Genomic DNA, 17499 nt, shown 5'->3' with positions numbered 1-17499 from the left:
GGCATACGCCGAGGGCGCCCGGAGAGTCCCGGGCGCCCTCGGCGGCGTAGCTTGCGGGCTGGGGTCAGCCCTTCTTGGCGGAGTCGGCGCCGTTCGTCACGCCCTCGGCGTCCTTCGCGTCGTCCGCGGCATCCGCTTCGTCCGCGCCCGACGAGTCCTCCGGGGCCGCGGAGGCGCCGGAGGCATCGCTCTTCTCCGCGGCGTCCGCGTCGTTCTCGCTGTCCTTGGCGTCCTTGGCGTCCTTGTCCGCCGCGGACCCGGTGTCACCGGCGACGGACTCCGCGCCCGGCTCCACCACGGCCTCCCGGCCGGGCCGCTTCCGCGCCGAGAGCACGATGTACAGCACGGCGAGCAGGAAGACGAAGAGCGCGGTCCAGTTGTTCAGCCGGAGACCCAGGATGTGGTGGGCGTCGTCGACGCGCAGGTACTCGGTCCAGAAGCGGCCCACGCAGTACGCGGCGACGTACAGCGCGAAGGCGCGCCCGTGGCCGAGCTTGAAGCGGCGGTCGGCCCAGATGACGAGCAGCGCGACACCGATGCACCACAGCGACTCGTACAGGAACGTCGGGTGGTACGTGCCCGGCACCCGTCCGTCGGCGGTCGAGGTGATCTCCACGGCCCACGGCAGGTCGGTCGCCTTGCCGTACAGCTCCTGGTTGAACCAGTTGCCCCAGCGGCCGATGGCCTGCGCGAGGGCGATGCCGGGGGCGACGGCGTCGGCGTAGGCGGGCATCGGGACGCCCCGGCGGCGGGCGCCGATCCAGGCACCCACCGCGCCGAACGCGATGGCGCCCCAGATGCCGAGGCCGCCCTCCCAGATCTTGAAGGCGTCGACCCAGTCACGGCCCTCGCTGAAGTACAGCTGGTAGTCCGTGATCACGTGGTAGAGGCGTCCGCCGATCAGGCCGAAGGGAACGGCCCAGACCGCGATGTCGGCCACCGTGCCCGGCCGCCCGCCCCGGGCGACCCAGCGCTTGTTGCCGAGCCAGACGGCAACGAAGACGCCGATGATGATGCAGAACGCGTAGCCGCGCAGCGGGACGGGACCGAGGTGCAGCACCCCGCGCGACGGGCTGGGAATGAAGGCAAGTTCCATGGCAGGGTCGACGCTACCGTGTCGGACGGGGGGCGCGGCGGGCAGCCCGGCTACGGGTCCGTAACGAGCGGGCGCGCTACTTGTTGGCCTCCTCCACCATCTGCTTGAGCTTGGCCGGGGTCATGGAGCGGTCCTGGTAGATGTTCTTGCCGTCCAGGAGCACCGTCGGCGTGCCGCTGAAGCCGCCGTTCTGGAAGGCCTTGTTGGACTTCTCCACCCAGCTGTTGTGCTTGCCGTTCTTCACGCACTCCTGGAACAGGGTGGTGTCGAGGCCGTCGACCTTGCCCGCCAGGTCGAGGAGCTTGTTCTCGTCGGCGAAGGCGTCGTCGGTCTCCGGCGGCTGGTTGTCGTACAGCACGTCGTGGTACGGCGGGAACTTTCCGGCGTCCTGGGCGCAGGCCGCGGCGTTGGCGGCCTTGCGGGAGCCGGTGCCGCCCATGTTGCCGTCGATGATGGTCGCCAGGTGGTACTCGACCTTGAGCTGCCCGGCGTCGGTCAGCTCGTGGATGGTGTTGCGGTACGCCAGCTCGAAGGCCTTGCAGGCCGGGCAGCGGAAGTCCTCCCAGACGGTGAGCGTGGACTTGGCGCTCTCCTCGCCGACCGGGATCGCGAGGCCGTCCTTGCCCTGTGCCCCCGAAGGTGCCACGACCGGACCGGCCGACTCACTGCCGTCGTCCTTGCCCGCGTTCGCCGCGACCACGCCGATCACCGCCGCGAGTCCCAGCACGCAGACCACGCTCGCGCCGACGATCAGCGCACGGCGGCGCTTGTCCCTGGACCGCTGCTTCTCGCGCTCGGCCGCCAGCTTCTCGCGGGCGCCGCGCTTTCCCTGTCGGTTCTTCTCGCTCACACCCCGCAGAACGAACCGGGGAGGCGCAGCGCGCCTCCCCGGTCCCAGGTCCACTCGTACGAGGGACCTCTGTCATGGGCTCGCCCGTCCCACGGCGACGGTCACGCCTGTCCGCGCACGCCCTTCGCCAGGTCGGCGGCGAGCGCGCGGACGCCCTCCAGGCCGGCCGCGTCGTCGGGCGCGTCCAGCATCCGCTTGACGAAGGCCGAGCCGACGATCACGCCGTCGGCGAAGCCGGCCACCTCGGCGGCCTGGGCGGCGTTGGAGACTCCGAGGCCGACGCAGACCGGGGTGTCGGTGGTGGCGCGGGTGCGGCGCACCAGGTCCTCGGCCTGCGCGCCGACCGACTCGCGGGTGCCGGTGACGCCCATGAGGGAGGCGGCGTAGACGAAGCCGCTGCCGGCCGCGGTGATCTCGGCGAGGCGCGCGTCCTTGCTGCTGGGCGCGACCACGAAGACCGTGGCGAGCCCGTGCTTGTCGGCGTGCTCCCGCCACAGCGCCGACTCCTGGACCGGCAGGTCGGGCAGGATGCACCCGGCGCCGCCCGCCTCGGCCAGCTCGGCGGTGAAGCGCTCCACGCCGTAGCGGTCGATGGGGTTCCAGTACGTCATGACGAGGATCGGCTTGCCGGTGGCCTCGTGCGCCTCGCGGACCGTGCGCATCACGTCGGCGATCTTCACGCCGCCGCGCAGCGCGATGTCGTCGGCGGTCTGGATCACCGGGCCGTCGAGCACCGGGTCGCTGTGCGGCAGGCCCACCTCGACGACGTCGGCGCCGCCGTCGAGCGCGGCCTTGACCGCCTCGATGCCGCCCGTGACGGTCGGGAACCCGGCCGGGAGGTAGGCGATCAGGGCGGCGCGCCCCTCGGACTTCGCCGCGGCGAGGGTGTCGTTCAGCAGCTGTACGTTCCCGCTCACTTGGCGTCCCCCTCGATCTCCGCGGCGCCGGTCTCGTCGGCGGCGACCTCGGCGTCGGTGTCGTACAGCCCGAAGTAGCGGGCGGCGGTGTCCATGTCCTTGTCGCCGCGGCCGGACAGGTTGACCACGAGCAGCCCGTCCGTGCCCAGCTCCCTGCCGACCTCCAGGGCACCGGCCAGCGCGTGGGCGCTCTCGATGGCCGGGATGATGCCCTCGGTGCGCGACAGCAGGCGCAGGGCCTGCATGGCGGCGTCGTCGGTGACCGCGCGGTACTCGCCGCGGCCGGAGTCCTTGAGGTAGGCGTGCTCCGGGCCGATGCCGGGGTAGTCCAGACCGGCCGAGATCGAGTACGGCTCGGTGATCTGGCCCTCGTCGTCCTGGAGGACGTAGGACCGGGAGCCGTGCAGGATGCCGGGCTCGCCCGCGGTCAGGGTGGCCGCGTGCTCGCCGGTCTCCACACCGTGCCCGGCGGGTTCGCAGCCGATGAGGCGGACGTCCGCGTCGGGGATGAAGGCGTGGAAGAGGCCGATGGCGTTGGAGCCGCCGCCGACGCAGGCGATCGCGGCGTCGGGCAGGCGCCCGGCCTGCTCCAGGAGCTGGCGGCGGGCCTCCACGCCGATGACGCGGTGGAAGTCGCGGACCATCGCCGGGAAGGGGTGCGGGCCCGCGACGGTGCCGAACAGGTAGTGGGTGCGGTCGACGTTGGCGACCCAGTCGCGGAAGGCCTCGTTGATCGCGTCCTTCAGCGTGCGGCTGCCGGACTTCACGGCGATGACCTCGGCGCCGAGCATGCGCATGCGGGCCACGTTGAGCGCCTGGCGGCGGGTGTCGATCTCGCCCATGTAGATGGTGCAGTCGAGGCCGAAGAGGGCGCAGGCGGTCGCCGTGGCCACGCCGTGCTGGCCCGCGCCGGTCTCGGCGATGACGCGGGTCTTGCCCATGCGCTTGGTGAGCAGGGCCTGGCCGAGCACGTTGTTGATCTTGTGCGAGCCGGTGTGGTTCAGGTCCTCGCGCTTGAGGAAGATCCGGGCCCCGCCGGCCTCGGCGGCGAAACGGGGGACCTCGGTGAGGGACGAGGGGCGGCCCGTGTAGTGGACGAGCAGGTCGTCCAGCTCGCGGGCGAACTCCGGGTCGGACTTGGCCTTGTCGTACTCGACGGCGACCTCGTCGACCGCCGCGACGAGGGCCTCGGGGATGAACTTGCCCCCGAAGGCGCCGAAGTAGCCCTCGGCGGAGGGGACTTGGCCCTCCGGGTCGGGGATGAAGAAGTTACTGGGCATGCGTGTACCTCACGGTGAGTGTCTGGTGTGGACAGAATCGCCGTGGGGGCGGGGTGGATGAGACCGCTCCGGGCCGTGTGCGGCTGCTCGCGCACACGCGACGGAGTCGGAGATTCAGGACAGCCCCGCGCCCCTTGTGGGGCGCGTGAGCCATCGCATGCCGTTGACCTGCCCGGGCTCGTCGCCGATGACGTACCGCACCCGGCGGCCGTGCACCCGGCGTGCGGGAGCGCGGCAGCCTCGGGGCCGGCAGCCGCGCGCGAGGCGGGCGTACGGGTCCCGGGGGGCCGGAGTGAGTGCGGAGGTCACGGGGTCAGCCTACCGGGGGTCAGCCCCGGCCGTGGCGGAGTGCGGGATGTTCGCCGGCCGCCACCAGGTCGGAGACCGCCGTCTTCGGGTCCCGGCCGGTGACCAGGGACTCGCCGACCAGCACGGCGTCGGCGCCCTCGTTTGCGTAGGCGATGAGGTCGTGCGGGCCGCGGACGCCGGACTCGGCGACCTTGACGATGTGCGCGGGGATCTCCGGGGCGACCCGCTCGAACGTGCCGCGGTCGACCTCGAGCGTCTTCAGGTTGCGCGCGTTGACGCCGATGACCTTGGCGCCCGCGTCCACGGCGCGCTCGACCTCGTCCTCGTCGTGCACCTCGACCAGCGGGGTGAGGCCGATGGACTCGGCGCGCTCGATCAGCGACTCCAGGGCCGGCTGCTCGAGGGCCGCGACGATCAGCAGTACGAGGTCGGCACCGTGGGCGCGGGCCTCCCACAGCTGGTACGAGGTGACGATGAAGTCCTTGCGCAGCACGGGGATGTCCACGCGCGCGCGGACCGAGTCCAGGTCGGCCAGCGAGCCGCCGAAGCGGCGCTCCTCGGTGAGGACGGAGATGACGGCGGCGCCGCCCGCCTCGTAGTCGGCGGCGAGCCCGGCCGGGTCGGCGATGGCCGCCAGCGCGCCCTTGGAGGGGCTGGAGCGCTTGACCTCGCAGATGACCTTGACGCCGTCGCCGCGCAGCGCGGCCACGCCGTCCTTGGCGGGGCGAGCCTTGGCCGCGCGCTCCTTGAGCTCGTCGAGGCTGACGCGCGCCTGCCGCTCCGCGAGGTCGGCACGGACTCCGTCGATGATCTCGTCGAGCACACTCACGCGAGCGGCCCCCTTTCAGACGGCAAAACGTGTGGTCACTGTGATGGTATCCGCAGCCGGGCACCGGCCCCGCATCCGCCCGATCCCAGTCCCAGTACCTGGACGCCCCGTGGACGATCAAGGCAGCAGCCAGCCACCGAACGGCAGGTTCCGGACAACGGTGAAGACCAGCAGCAACGTCCCCAGCGTCCACAGGTGGACCGGCCCGAGGTCGACGCGTACCGGACGGCCCCGGGCCGCGCGGATCACCCAGACGGTCCACAGGACGGCGAAGCCCAGATAGGCGAGGACGGCGGGCGCGTTGGCGTGCAGCGCAGCCGTCAGGTCGCCGTGGACGAAGGCGTGGGCGCTGCGCAGGCCGCCGCAGCCGGGACAGTAGACGCCCGTGAAGCGCAGCAGGGGGCAGACGGGGTAGTGGCCGGGCTCGTAGGGGTCCACGCTCCCGACGTAGGCGAAGGCCCCGGCGACGGCCGCGAGCACTCCGGCCGGGACGGCGAGGCGGAGGGCCGCGCCGCGCGGCAGGGCGTTGCCGGTCCGGCCGGGTTTCCCGCTCTCGAAGTCCACGCCCGCATTCTGCCTCCGGCGGCCCCCGCACGCACGTGAGGGGCGGTCCCGGCACGGTGTGCCGATCCGCCCCTCCGGAGGTCCGTGACCGCCGCGCCCGGTCAGCCCTTGGCGCCGGCCTCGGCGCGCTCGCCCGCGACCTGGTGCACGGGGTGGTTCTGCTTCGGCTGGCCGAGGCCCATCATCCTCATGATGTAGCCGACGACACCACCGAGGAGCACGACCGCCATGCCGGCCCAGAAGCCCCACGGCTGGGCCGCCACCATGAACATGCCCGCGATGCAGAAACCGATGAAGGCGATGATGACACCGGTCCAGGCGGCCGGGGTGTGACCGTGGCTGCTGCCCGCCATTGCTTGCTCCTCGTTGCTGTGTGCCATGTCTGAGCAGGACGCTCGCACCCATTGTCCCGCACGGGGGCACGCGCCGTGAGCGGGGGTGCTCCAGTGGGTGAACGCGGGTCGGGGCACGGGGCGGGAGGCGGGCCCGGACGCGGGTCAGGCGCTGGTGGGGTCCTCGCCGCGGTCGATGGCCTTCCACAGGTCCTCGGGGCGGTCCGGGTCGACGGTCTGCGGCCTGCGCCGCGGGGCTCCGCCGCGTTCGTAGCGTCCGGACATCGCGGGCCACTGGCGGCCGTAGCGCAGCGCGAGCAGCCCGGCCAGCAGGAGCAGGGCGCCGCCCACGGCCGCGACGTACGGCCAGGCGGTGTGGGAGAGCGCGTCGACGGTGGCCGAGGTGTCGCCCGCCGCCTTCGCGGCCTGGTCGTCGAGCGCGGAGCTGTCGGAGGCGCCAGCCAGGGCGGCGGCGACGGTGCCCGCGCCGCTCAGCGCGAGCAGCGCGGCGACGGCGAAGCGGTCGGCCCGGCGGACGGCGAAGACGGCGACGAGCGCGGCGAGGCCGACTATGGCGAGCGACGCGGGTACGCCCGTGACGTCGCTGCCCTTGGCGGTCAGGGTGAACGCGCCGCCGGCCACCGTCGCGGTGCCCTCCGCCCACTCCTGCCGGGTGGCGAGCAGGGCGACGGCGGCGCCGAGCGCGCCGCACAGCAGGGCGACGGCGAGGCTCCGGCGGCCGGCCCGGGCGGGTCCTGCGGCTGGGGTACGGGGGTGAGGAACGGCTGTCACGTACTCCACTATCACCCGAACCCCGGGCGAACCGTCACCCGGGGTTCGCATTGGGGGCGTGAGAATCGCCCCACCGGTCCGACCGGTTGGCCCTATTGCGCCAGCCGGTTGGCCGTGTGTACGGCCCTCAGCACGGCCGCCGCCTTGTTGCGGCACTCGGTGTCCTCGGCGACCGGGTCGGAGTCGGCGACGACGCCCGCGCCCGCCTGGACGTAGGCGGTGCCGTCGCGCAGCAGGGCGGTGCGGATGGCGATGGCGGTGTCGGAGTCGCCGGCGAAGTCGAGGTAGCCGACGCAGCCGCCGTACAGGCCGCGGCGGGAGGGTTCGAGTTCGTCGATGATCTGCAGGGCGCGCGGCTTGGGCGCGCCGGAGAGGGTGCCGGCCGGGAAGCAGGCGGTGAGGACGTCGAAGGCGGTGCGGTCCGGGGCGACCCGGCCGGTGACCGTGGAGACGATGTGCATGACGTGCGAGTACCGCTCGACGGACATGAAGTCGACGACCTCGACGGACCCGGGCTCGCAGACCCGTCCGAGGTCGTTGCGGCCGAGGTCGACCAGCATCAGGTGCTCGGCGCGCTCCTTGGGGTCGGCGAGCAGTTCGTCGGCGAGGGCCTGGTCCTCCTGCGGGGTGGCGCCGCGCGGGCGGGTACCGGCGATGGGGTGCACCATGGCGCGCCCGTCCTCGACCTTGACCAGCGCCTCGGGGGACGAGCCGACGACGTCGAAGCCGTCGAGGCGGAGCAGGTACATGTACGGGGAGGGGTTGGTGGCCCGCAGGACCCGGTAGACGTCGAGCGCGCTCGCCGTGCAGGGCGTCTCGAAGCGCTGGGAGGGGACGACCTGGAAGGCCTCGCCCGCGCGGATGCGCTCCTTGATGTCCTCGACGGCGTCCTGGAAGTCGGGGCCGCCCCACAGCGCGGTGTACTCGGGCAGCTCGGAGGGGGGCAGCGCGGCCGGAGGCTGGGCGACGGCACGGGTGAGGTCGGCCTCCATGGCGTCGAGGCGGGCGATCGCGTCGGCGTAGGCCTCGTCGACGCCGGTCTCCAGGTCGTTGTGGTTGATCGCGTTGGCGATCAGCAGGACCGAGCCCTCCCAGTGGTCCATGACGGCGAGGTCGCTGGTGAGCAGCATGGTCAGCTCGGGCAGCTTCAGGTCGTCGCGCTCCCCCGGGCCGACCTTCTCCAGGCGGCGCACGATGTCGTACCCGAGGTAGCCCACCATGCCGCCGGTGAAGGGCGGCAGGCCCAGGTCGTGGGCGAGGTCGCGCGGGGTGTGCAGGGCCTCGACGGTGGCGCGCAGGGCGGCGAGCGGGTCGCCGTCGGTGGGGACGCCGACGGGCGGGGTGCCCTGCCAGTGCGCCCGGCCGTCCTTCTCGGTGAGGGTGGCGGCGCTGCGGACGCCGATGAAGGAGTACCGAGACCATTGGAACGCCGCACGTCCGTTCTCCGCGGACTCCAGCAGGAAGGTGCCGGGGCGCTCGGCGGCGAGCTTGCGGTACAGCGCCACCGGGGTGTCGCCGTCGGCGAGGAGCTTGCGGCTCACCGGGATCACCCGGCGGTCGGCGGCCAGCTTGCGGAAGGTGTCGAGGTCCATGTCAGGCGTGACGTCCATGGCCGCAGACCCTACTGACCCGCGCCGGGCACGTCGGCGCCCGCGGCGTCTTCGGTTGCCTCAGAGCCCTCGGAACCCCCGGAACCCTCGGCGAGGAGCACGTCGGTGTCGAAGCAGGTGCGGGTCCCGGTGTGGCAGGCGGCGCCCACCTGGTCGACCTTGACGAGGACGGTGTCGGCGTCGCAGTCCAGGGCGACGGACTTCACCCACTGGAAGTGGCCCGAGGTGTCGCCCTTGACCCAGTACTCCCGGCGGCTGCGCGACCAGTAGGTGCAGCGGCCGGTCGTCAGCGTGCGGTGCAGCGCCTCGTCGTCCATCCAGCCGAGCATCAGCACCTCTCCGGTGTCGTACTGCTGGGCGATGGCGGGCAGGAGGCCGTCGGCGCTGCGCTTGAGGCGGTCGGCGATCTCGGGGGCGAGCCGGCTGGGCCGCCCGGGGCCGCCGCCGGTGGGGGAGCTGCTGGTCATGCGCCCATTGTGCCGCGTGGGGCGGACACTCCCCCGGGATGTCCATTGGGCGGACCCGGCCGACCGCCGTAGGCTGACTCCATGTCGACTTTCGCCAAGCGTGAACGACTTCTGCTCGCGGACCTGTTGGAGACGGCCGGTCCGGACGCCCCGACCCTGTGCGAGGGCTGGCGGACCCGTGACCTGGCCGCGCACGTGGTGGTGCGCGAGCGGCGTCCGGACGCGGCCGGGGGCGCCCTGATCAAGCCGCTGGAGTCCCGCCTCCACCGGGTGCGGGAGGAGTACGGCGCGAAGCCGTACGAGGAGCTGCTCCAGCTGATCCGCACCGGCCCGCCCCGCTTCTCCCCCTTCCAGCTCAAGCAGGTCGACGAGGCGGCGAACACGGTGGAGTTCTACGTCCACACCGAGGACGTCCGCCGCGCCCAGCCGGACTGGTCGCCGCGCGAGCTGGACCCGGTCTTCCAGGACGCCCTGTGGTCCCGCCTGGAGCGGGCCGCCCGCCTGATGGGCCGGGGCATCCCGACGGGCCTGGTGCTGCGCCGCCCGAACGGCCAGACGACGGTCGCCCACCGGGGTACGCCGGTGGTGACGGCGACGGGCGAGCCGTCCGAGCTGCTGCTGTTCGCGTACGGCAGGCAGGGCGCCGCGAAGGTGGAGCTGGAGGGCGAGGAGAACGCGATCGCCAAGCTGCGGGAGACGAAGCAGCTGGGCATCTGACCTCCGCCGCTCACTTCGGCAGCTCGGCCCGCCGTACGCCCGGCGCGCACAGGGCGACCACCCCGCCGAGGCCGCACACCACGGCGCTGACGGCGAAGACCGGGCCGGTGCCCCAGACGCCGATGGCGGCGGCGGACAGGGGCATGCTCAGCGGGGCGATGCCCAGGCTGACGATGCCGGAGACCGCCGTGACGCGGCCGAGGAGGGCGGGAGCGGACTGCGTCTGGAGCAGGGCCCCGCAGAGCGCGCCGCTGAGGCCCGCGAGCAGCCCGATGAGCAGCGCCGTCCCGACGGCCACCGGAAGGGCGGGGGCCTGCGCCAGCGCGCCGATCGCGACCGCGCCGGGGACGAGGGCGCCGGCGACGACGTACCCGGCGTGCGGCACGCGTCCCCGGACGGTCAGCAGCAGGGCGGCCGTCCCGGCGCCGACCCCGAAACCGGCGAGTACCCAGCCCATGCCGGCGGCTCCCCAGCCGCGTTCGTCGGCGAGCAGGGTCAGGCCGATGTTGAGCGGGCCGACGAAGCCGAGGTCGCCGAGGGCGATGACCAGCATCAGCGGTCCGAGGACGCGGTGCCGGCGGATGTACCGGAGCCCGTCCCGCAGGTCCCGCCACGCCGTGCCGCCCTCGGCGGTGGCCGTGTCGTCGGGGGGCAGCTCGCGCAGCCGTACGGAGACCAGCAGCGGCACCGACACGGCGATCAGCACCCCGGCGAGGGCGAAGGCCGCCGCCGCGCCGCCGAGCGCCACGCCGAGGCCGCCGAGCGGGGCGCCCACGAAGGAGGACAGGCGGACGGCGAGGCCGCGCATGCCCTGGACGCGGGCGAGCTGGTCCTTGGCGGTGATGCGCGCGGGGAGCGCCCCGACGGCGGGCATGAAGAGGGCGTCCACCGCGCCGAAGACCAGGGCGAGCAGGGCCAGGAGCCACAGTCCGGGGTCGGTGGCGAAGAGCAGCGCGGCCACCGTGAGGACCGCCGCGCACCGTACGGCGTCGCTGCCGATGACGACCCTGCGCGGTCCCAGCCGGTCGACGACCACTCCGCCGCCGAGCATGAGCAGCGCACGCGGCACCGCGCTCACGGCCGTGACGATCCCGGCCTCGGCGGGGCTGCCCTGCCGCACGGCGGCCCAGGAGAGCGCGAGGAAGAAGACGCTGTCGCCGAGCATCGACGCGGTGTAGGCCCCGACCCAGCGCAGGACGTTGCCGTCCCGGTGGGCGGGACGTGCCGGGCCGTCGACGACCGGGGGTATGCGCGTGGCCGGCACGGGCGTGGTCCCCTCAGACACGGAACGGGAACCCGTACACGTGGAGCGCGACGTTCTCGCGCGCCTCGGTGTCACCGGCGGCCTCGGCGGCGCGGCCCTTCTCGTCGTACTTCCTCGCCAGCGCGAGCAGTTCGTCGCCCAGTTCGCTCAGCTCGGCGGGGGTGAGCCGGAGCAGGGACTCGTTGTCCGGGGCGGCGGAGTTCCACTCCGGGCCCCAGGTGGGGCGTTCGTCGAGGTAGCGGCGGTACATGTCGGCGCGCTGCTCGTGGAAGAGCCGGGTGGCCGCGAGGTGGGCCGCCGCGCGCTCGGGGGCGTCGCGGAAGTTCTCGTCGCGGATGGTCACCCCGTTCGAGGAGGGCTGCCACCAGCGCTCCCGGCCGTCCGCGCTCTGCGGGTCGGCCTGCTCGACCAGCCCGTGCTCGGCCAGCTTGCGCAGGTGGTAGCTGACCAGCGAGACGGCCTCGTCCACCTGCTCGGCGAGCTGCGAGGCGGTCGCGGTGCGCGCCACGCACAGCCCGCGGTAGAGCTGCATGCGCAGCGGATGGGCCAGGGCCTTGAGGGTGCCCAGATCGGTGACGGGGTGGTTCTCCTTACGCGGCATGCACCCAGGCTAGATTACGAAAGAAAAATTGCGCAATAGATGTTGCGCAATTTTCCTTTCTCGTCTCGCCGTCTGCTCGGCCTCTACCGGACGGGGTGGCCCGCCTCGCGCAGGGCGGTCTTCACCTCGCCGATCCGCAGGTCGCCGAAGTGGAAGACGGACGCCGCCAGTACCGCGTCCGCGCCCGCCTCGACCGCCGGGGCGAAGTGGGCGAGGCTGCCCGCGCCGCCGGACGCGATGACCGGGACACCCACGTGCTTGCGTACCGCCGCCAGCATCTCCAGGTCGTAGCCGTCCTTCGTGCCGTCCGCGTCCATCGAGTTCAGCAGGATCTCCCCCGCGCCCAGCTCGGCGGCCCGGTGCGCCCAGTCCACGGCGTCGATGCCGGTGCCGCGCCGGCCGCCGTGGGTGGTCACCTCGAAGGTGCCCGCCTCGGTGCGCCGGGCGTCGACCGACAGCACCAGCACCTGGCGGCCGAAGCGCTCGGCGATCTCGCGGATCAGGTCGGGGCGGGCGATGGCGGCGGTGTTGACGCCCACCTTGTCCGCACCGGCCCGCAGCAGCTTGTCGACGTCCTCGGCGGTGCGCACCCCGCCGCCGACGGTCAGCGGGATGAACACCTGCTCGGCGGTGCGGCGCACCACGTCGTAGGTCGTCTCGCGGTTGCCCGACGAGGCGGTGATGTCCAGGAACGTCAGCTCGTCGGCGCCCTCGGCGTCGTACACCTTGGCCATCTCGACGGGGTCGCCCGCGTCGCGCAGGTTCTGGAAGTTGACGCCCTTGACGACCCGGCCGTTGTCCACGTCCAGGCAGGGAATGACTCGGACCGCCAGGGTCATGAATCCACGGCTCCTCTATACGCTTCCACTTCGACCGACACCAGGACCCGCGAGTCGATGAAGCCCTCCACGACCAGCAGGGTCGTGGCAGGGCGTACGGAGTCGAACAGCTCCTTGTGGGCGCGGCCCACCTCATCGACATCGCGCGAATGTGCCAGGTACACACGGGTCCGGATCACGGACCCGATGCCGAGCCCGAACTCGGCGATCGCCTCGACGGCGGTGCCGAAGGCCACCTTGGTCTGTTCGTACGGGTCGCCCTCGCCGTAGAGCATGTCGCCCTTGAAGGCGGTGGTGCCCGCCACGATGACACGATCACCCGCCGCCACGGCGCGGGCGAAACCGAAGGACTCTTCCCAGGGGCTCCCGCTCTGCACGCGCCGCACGGCTTCTGATGTCATGACACGGTGTCCGATTTCACGACGTAGCCTCCAGGGCTTCTTCCAGGGTGAACGCCTTCGCGTACAGGGCCTTCCCGACGATGGCCCCCTCGACACCGTCCGGGACGAGCCCGGCGATGGCGCGCAGGTCGTCCAGGGAGGAGACGCCGCCCGACGCCACGACCGGGCGGTCGGTGGCCGCGCAGACGTTCTTCAGGAGCTCCAGGTTGGGGCCCTGGAGGGTGCCGTCCTTGGCGATGTCGGTGACGACGTAGCGGGCGCAGCCCTCCTTGTTCAGGCGGTCCAGCGTCTCGTAGAGGTCGCCGCCGTCGCGGGTCCAGCCGCGGCCGCGGAGCGTGGTGCCCCGTACGTCCAGGCCGACCGCGATCTTGTCGCCGTGCTCGGCGATGACCTTGGCGACCCACTCGGGGGTCTCCAGGGCGGCGGTGCCCAGGTTCACCCGGGTGCAGCCGGTGGCGAGGGCGGCGGCGAGGGTGTCGTCGTCGCGGATGCCTCCGGACAGCTCCACCTTGATGTCCATGGCCTTGGCGACCTCGGCGATCAGCGCGCGGTTGTCCCCGGTCCCGAACGCCGCGTCCAGGTCCACCAGGTGCAGCCACTCGGCGCCGGAGCGCTGCCAGGCGAGGGCGGCCTCCAGCGGGGAGCCGTAGGAGGTCTCGGTGCCGGACTCGCCGTGCACGAGGCGGACGGCCTGGCCGTCGCGGACGTCGACGGCGGGGAGGAGTTCGAGCTTGCTCATCTCTACCGGGCTCATCTCTAGAGGGTCTCGATCCAGTTGGTGAGGAGCTGGGCGCCGGCGTCGCCGGACTTCTCGGGGTGGAACTGCGTGGCCCACAGCGCGCCGTTCTCCACGGCGGCCACGAAGGGCTTGCCGTGGGTGGACCAGGTGACCCTGGGCTCGGCGATCAGCGGGTTGTGCGACTCCTGGGTCCACTCGTGGACGGCGTAGGAGTGCACGAAGTAGAAGCGGGCGTCCGCGTCCAGGCCCGCGAAGAGCTGGGAGTCGGCCGGTGCCTCGACGGTGTTCCAGCCCATGTGGGGCACGACGTCGGCCTGCAGGGGTCCGACCGTGCCGGGCCACTCGTCCAGGCCCTCGGCCTCCACCTCGTGCTCGATGCCGCGCGAGAAGAGGATCTGCATGCCGACGCAGATGCCCATGACCGGGCGCCCGCCCGACAGGCGGCGGTCGACGATCCAGTCGCCCCGGGCGGCCTTGAGGCCCTCCATGCAGGCGGCGAAGGCGCCGACGCCGGGGACCAGCAGTCCGTCGGCGTTCATGGCCTTGTCGTAGTCACGGGTGATCTCGACGTCGGCCCCCGCGCGCGCGAGGGCGCGCTCGGCGGAGCGGACGTTGCCGAAGCCGTAGTCGAAGACGACGACCCGCTTCGGGTTCACCGGGGTCAACTCCAGACCTCCAGCCTCAGGACGCCCGCGAGCAGACACATGCCCGCGCCGATGGAGAGCAGCACGATCAGGCCCTTGGGCATCTGCTGCTTGGCGAAGGAGTAGATGCCGCCGAGGAAGAAGAGGCCGACGACGATCAGTGCGGTGGACGTACCGTTCATGGGTTACAGCGCGCCCTTCGTGGAAGGCAGGATGCCGGCCGCGCGGGGGTCGCGCTCCGAGGCGTAGCGCAGGGCCCGGGCCAGCGCCTTGAACTGGCACTCCACGATGTGGTGCGCGTTGCGCCCGTAGGGCACGTGGACGTGCAGGGCGACCTGGGCCTGGGCGACGAAGGACTCCAGGATGTGCCGGGTCATCGTCACGTCGTACTCGCCGATCATCGGCGCCATGTTCTCGGGCTCGGTGTGCACGAGGTAGGGGCGGCCGGAGAGGTCGACGGTGACCTGGGCGAGGGACTCGTCCAGCGGGACCGTGCAGTTGCCGAAGCGGTAGATGCCCACCTTGTCGCCGAGGGCCTGCCTGAAGGCGGCGCCCAGCGCGAGGGCGGTGTCCTCGATGGTGTGGTGGGAGTCGATGTGCAGGTCGCCGTCGGTCTTCACGGTCAGGTCGAACAGACCGTGCCGGCCGAGCTGGTCGAGCATGTGGTCGTAGAAGCCGACGCCGGTGGCGATGTCGGTCTTGCCGGTGCCGTCGAGGTCGATCTCGACGAGGACCGAGGTCTCCTTGGTGGTGCGCTCCACGCGCCCTACGCGGCTCATGTGTGCTGCTCCTTCTTGACTTCACGTACCGCGTCGAGGAACGCGTCGTTCTCCTCCGGGGTGCCGGCGGTGACCCGCAGCCACCCCGGCACGCCGTTGTCCCGGACCAGGACACCCCGGTCGAGGATCTTCCGCCAGGTCGCGTGGGAGTCCGCGAACCGCCCGAACTGGACGAAGTTCGCGTCGGACTCGGTCACCTCGTAACCGATGGCGCGCAGTTCGGCGACCAGCCGGTCCCGCTCGGTCTTCAGCTGCTCGACGTACTTGAGCAGCGTGTCCGTGTGCTCCAGGGCGGCCAGCGCGGTCGCCTGCGTCACGGCCGACAGGTGGTACGGCAGCCGTACGAGCTGGACGGCGTCGACGACGGCCGGGTGCGCGGCGAGGTAGCCGAGGCGCAGGCCCGCCGCGCCGAACGCCTTCGACATCGTGCGGGAGACGACCAGGTTCGGCCGGCCGTCCAGCAGGGGCAGCAGGGAGGCGCCGTGGCTGAACTCGATGTACGCCTCGTCCACCACGACCATGGACGGCTTCGCCGCCTGGGCGGCCTCGTACAGGGCGAGGACCGTCTCGGCCGGGACCGCGGTTCCCGTGGGGTTGTTGGGGGTGGTGATGAAGACGACGTCCGGGCGGTGCTCGGCGATCGCCCGCGTGGCGGCGGGCACGTCGATGGTGAAGTCCTCGTGGCGCGGCCCGGAGATCCAGCCGGTGCCGGTGCCGCGCGCGATGAGGCCGTGCATCGAGTACGACGGCTCGAAGCCGATCGCGGTGCGGCCCGGCCCGCCGAAGGTCTGCAGCAGTTGCTGGATGACCTCGTTGGAGCCGTTGGCCGCCCAGACGTTGCTCACGTCCAGCGGGTGTCCGGAGGTGTCCGTCAGGTACCGGGCCAGCTGGGTGCGCAGCTCGACCGCGTCCCGGTCGGGGTAGCGGTTGAGGTCGCGGGCGGCCTCGCGGACCCGCTCGGCGATCCGCTCGACCAGCGCGTCGGGCAGCGGGTAGGGGTTCTCGTTGGTGTTCAGCCGTACCGGCACGTCCAGTTGGGGCGCGCCGTAGGGGGACTTGCCGCGCAGCTCGTCCCGTACGGGGAGATCGTCGATGCCGAACGTCACTTGCTCTCCGGGACCTTCCACTCGAACCTCGCCTTGATCGCCGCGCCGTGCGCGGGCAGGTCCTCCGCCTCGGCCAGCGTCACCACGTGCCGTGCGACCTCGGCGAGCGCGTCGCGCGTGTAGTCGACGATGTGGATGCCGCGCAGGAAGGACTGCACGGACAGGCCCGAGGAGTGGCAGGCGCAGCCGCCGGTGGGCAGGACGTGGTTGGACCCGGCCGCGTAGTCGCCGAGCGAGACGGGCGCCCACGGGCCGACGAAGATCGCGCCGGCGTTCTTGACGCGCTCGGCGACGGCCGCGGCGTCGGCGGTCTGGATCTCCAGGTGCTCGGCGCCGTAGGCGTCCACGACCCGCAGGCCCTCGTCCAGGCCGTCGACGAGGACGATCGCGGACTGGCGGCCGGCCAGGGCCGGGCGGATCCGGTCCTCGATGTGCTTGGTGGCCTCGACCTGCGGCTCCAGCTCCTTCTCCACCGCGTCGGCCAGCTCCACGGAGTCGGTGACCAGGACGGCGGCGGCCAGCGGGTCGTGCTCGGCCTGGCTGATCAAGTCGGAGGCGACGTGCACCGGGTCGGCGGTCGAGTCCGCCAGGACGGCGATCTCGGTCGGTCCCGCCTCGGCGTCGATGCCGATCTTCCCGGTGAAGAAGCGCTTGGCGGCGGCGACCCAGATGTTGCCGGGGCCGGTGACCATGTTGGCGGGCGGGCAGGACTCGGTGCCGTACGCGAACATCGCGACGGCGGTGGCGCCGCCGGCCGCGTACACCTCGTCGACGCCGAGCAGGGCGCAGGCGGCCAGGATGGTGGGGTGCGGGATGCCGCCGAACTCGGCCTGCGCGGGCGAGGCGAGCGCGATCGAGCCGACCCCGGCCTCCTGCGCGGGCACCACGTTCATGACCACCGACGACGGGTAGACCGACCGGCCGCCGGGCACGTAGAGCCCGACCCGCTCGACCGGGACCCACTTCTGGGTGACCGAGCCGCCGGGCACGACCTGGGTGGTGTGCGTGGTGCGGCGCTGCTCGCGGTGGACGAGGCGGGCGCGGCGGATGGACTCCTCCAGGGCCGCGCGCACCTCCGGGTCGAGCCCTTCCAGGGCGCGGGTCAGCTCCTCGGCCGGAACGCGCACCCGCTCCAGCCGGACGCCGTCGAACTGCTCGGTGAAGTCGATCAGCGCCGCGTCCCCGCGATGATGCACGGCCTCGCAGATCGGACGCACCTTCTCCAGGGCGACCGAGACGTCGAAGTCGGCTCGGGGCAGCAGGTCGCGCAGGGCGGGGCCCTCGGGGAGGGCGTCGCCGCGCAGATCGATTCGGGAGATCACGGAACCAATTCTCTCAGACCCGCGTCCGGCGCGGTCCGCGC

At 72.6% G+C, this 17499-nt stretch carries 22 protein-coding genes; 1 reads left to right on the top strand and 21 read right to left on the bottom strand.

From position 1 onward, the window contains the following. Positions 1 to 64: 64 nt before the first annotated feature. The 11 genes from lgt to hisI form a co-directional block, all read right to left on the bottom strand. The gene (gene lgt, locus Sru02f_RS08785; RefSeq protein WP_109031869.1) at positions 65 to 1096 is read right to left on the bottom strand and encodes a prolipoprotein diacylglyceryl transferase; all 1032 of its coding nucleotides are present in this window, start codon (positions 1094 to 1096) and stop codon (positions 65 to 67) included. 76 nt (positions 1097 to 1172) lie between these two features. Continuing rightward, positions 1173 to 1946, bottom strand: coding sequence for a DsbA family protein (locus Sru02f_RS08780; protein WP_167469522.1), 774 nt, complete (start codon positions 1944 to 1946; stop codon positions 1173 to 1175). 101 nt (positions 1947 to 2047) lie between these two features. Beyond that, complete coding sequence (gene trpA, locus Sru02f_RS08775) at positions 2048 to 2863, bottom strand: tryptophan synthase subunit alpha (protein ID WP_109031867.1); 816 nt, start codon at positions 2861 to 2863, stop codon at positions 2048 to 2050. Then, a complete protein-coding gene (gene trpB, locus Sru02f_RS08770) occupies positions 2860 to 4143 on the bottom strand; it encodes a tryptophan synthase subunit beta (protein WP_109031866.1) in 1284 nt (427 codons plus the stop codon). The genes trpA and trpB overlap by 4 nt, the downstream gene beginning before the upstream one ends. A gap of 114 nt (positions 4144 to 4257) precedes the next feature. After that, complete coding sequence (gene trpM, locus Sru02f_RS08765) at positions 4258 to 4452, bottom strand: tryptophan biosynthesis modulator TrpM (RefSeq protein WP_109031865.1); 195 nt, start codon at positions 4450 to 4452, stop codon at positions 4258 to 4260. 19 nt (positions 4453 to 4471) lie between these two features. After that, on the bottom strand, positions 4472 to 5281 hold the full coding sequence (gene trpC, locus Sru02f_RS08760; RefSeq protein ID WP_030866604.1) for an indole-3-glycerol phosphate synthase TrpC: 810 nt from the start codon (positions 5279 to 5281) through the stop codon (positions 4472 to 4474). 117 nt (positions 5282 to 5398) lie between these two features. Continuing rightward, on the bottom strand, positions 5399 to 5845 hold the full coding sequence (locus Sru02f_RS08755; RefSeq protein ID WP_109031864.1) for a DUF2752 domain-containing protein: 447 nt from the start codon (positions 5843 to 5845) through the stop codon (positions 5399 to 5401). Positions 5846 to 5946: 101 nt separating this feature from the next. Beyond that, positions 5947 to 6198, bottom strand: coding sequence for an HGxxPAAW family protein (locus Sru02f_RS08750; protein WP_109031863.1), 252 nt, complete (start codon positions 6196 to 6198; stop codon positions 5947 to 5949). Between the two features lie 144 nt (positions 6199 to 6342). Next, positions 6343 to 6978, bottom strand: a complete 636-nt coding sequence (locus tag Sru02f_RS08745) for a TIGR02234 family membrane protein (RefSeq protein WP_373103424.1) — start codon at positions 6976 to 6978, stop codon at positions 6343 to 6345. 83 nt (positions 6979 to 7061) lie between these two features. Beyond that, complete coding sequence (locus tag Sru02f_RS08740; protein ID WP_167469538.1) at positions 7062 to 8561, bottom strand: anthranilate synthase component I; 1500 nt, start codon at positions 8559 to 8561, stop codon at positions 7062 to 7064. Positions 8562 to 8590: 29 nt separating this feature from the next. Then, positions 8591 to 9046: a phosphoribosyl-AMP cyclohydrolase gene (hisI, locus tag Sru02f_RS08735; protein ID WP_109031860.1), complete on the bottom strand. Its 456-nt coding sequence runs from the start codon at positions 9044 to 9046 to the stop codon at positions 8591 to 8593. Between the two features lie 81 nt (positions 9047 to 9127). Here hisI and Sru02f_RS08730 point away from each other — a divergent pair, with 81 nt between their 5' ends. Further along, the gene (locus Sru02f_RS08730; protein WP_109031859.1) at positions 9128 to 9763 is read left to right on the top strand and encodes a TIGR03085 family metal-binding protein; all 636 of its coding nucleotides are present in this window, start codon (positions 9128 to 9130) and stop codon (positions 9761 to 9763) included. 10 nt (positions 9764 to 9773) lie between these two features. Here Sru02f_RS08730 and Sru02f_RS08725 read toward each other — a convergent pair whose 3' ends face one another. The 10 genes from Sru02f_RS08725 to hisD all read right to left on the bottom strand — a co-directional run bounded on the left by Sru02f_RS08725 (position 9774) and on the right by hisD (position 17458). Next, on the bottom strand, positions 9774 to 11027 hold the full coding sequence (locus Sru02f_RS08725; RefSeq protein WP_167469521.1) for an MFS transporter: 1254 nt from the start codon (positions 11025 to 11027) through the stop codon (positions 9774 to 9776). A 13-nt stretch (positions 11028 to 11040) separates the two neighbouring features. Beyond that, entirely contained in the window at positions 11041 to 11628 is a 588-nt protein-coding gene (locus Sru02f_RS08720) for an ArsR/SmtB family transcription factor (protein ID WP_109031858.1), read from the bottom strand. A gap of 83 nt (positions 11629 to 11711) precedes the next feature. Further along, complete coding sequence (gene hisF, locus Sru02f_RS08715) at positions 11712 to 12467, bottom strand: imidazole glycerol phosphate synthase subunit HisF (RefSeq protein WP_109031857.1); 756 nt, start codon at positions 12465 to 12467, stop codon at positions 11712 to 11714. After that, the gene (locus tag Sru02f_RS08710) at positions 12464 to 12868 is read right to left on the bottom strand and encodes a RidA family protein (RefSeq protein WP_109031856.1); all 405 of its coding nucleotides are present in this window, start codon (positions 12866 to 12868) and stop codon (positions 12464 to 12466) included. The genes hisF and Sru02f_RS08710 overlap by 4 nt, the downstream gene beginning before the upstream one ends. Positions 12869 to 12884: 16 nt before the next feature. Beyond that, a complete protein-coding gene (gene priA, locus Sru02f_RS08705) occupies positions 12885 to 13607 on the bottom strand; it encodes a bifunctional 1-(5-phosphoribosyl)-5-((5-phosphoribosylamino)methylideneamino)imidazole-4-carboxamide isomerase/phosphoribosylanthranilate isomerase PriA (protein WP_109031855.1) in 723 nt (240 codons plus the stop codon). A 17-nt stretch (positions 13608 to 13624) separates the two neighbouring features. After that, entirely contained in the window at positions 13625 to 14272 is a 648-nt protein-coding gene (gene hisH, locus Sru02f_RS08700; RefSeq protein ID WP_109031854.1) for an imidazole glycerol phosphate synthase subunit HisH, read from the bottom strand. Then, a complete protein-coding gene (locus Sru02f_RS08695; protein WP_003976764.1) occupies positions 14269 to 14433 on the bottom strand; it encodes a hypothetical protein in 165 nt (54 codons plus the stop codon). Before Sru02f_RS08695 ends, hisH begins: the two co-directional genes overlap by 4 nt. A gap of 3 nt (positions 14434 to 14436) precedes the next feature. Next, positions 14437 to 15030, bottom strand: a complete 594-nt coding sequence (gene hisB / locus Sru02f_RS08690; protein WP_003976763.1) for an imidazoleglycerol-phosphate dehydratase HisB — start codon at positions 15028 to 15030, stop codon at positions 14437 to 14439. After that, the gene (locus Sru02f_RS08685; RefSeq protein WP_109031853.1) at positions 15027 to 16136 is read right to left on the bottom strand and encodes a histidinol-phosphate transaminase; all 1110 of its coding nucleotides are present in this window, start codon (positions 16134 to 16136) and stop codon (positions 15027 to 15029) included. The genes hisB and Sru02f_RS08685 overlap by 4 nt, the downstream gene beginning before the upstream one ends. Further along, positions 16133 to 17458 carry a histidinol dehydrogenase gene (gene hisD, locus Sru02f_RS08680; RefSeq protein ID WP_109031852.1) on the bottom strand — a complete coding sequence of 442 codons (1326 nt, stop codon included), beginning with the start codon at positions 17456 to 17458 and terminating at the stop codon, positions 16133 to 16135. The genes Sru02f_RS08685 and hisD overlap by 4 nt, the downstream gene beginning before the upstream one ends. Positions 17459 to 17499 lie beyond the last annotated feature (41 nt).

It is taken from the genome of Streptomyces rubrogriseus (assembly GCF_027947575.1).
In the GTDB taxonomy this organism is placed as follows: Bacteria; Actinomycetota; Actinomycetes; order Streptomycetales; family Streptomycetaceae; genus Streptomyces; species Streptomyces rubrogriseus.
This window is presented reverse-complemented; position numbering and strand designations above follow the sequence as displayed.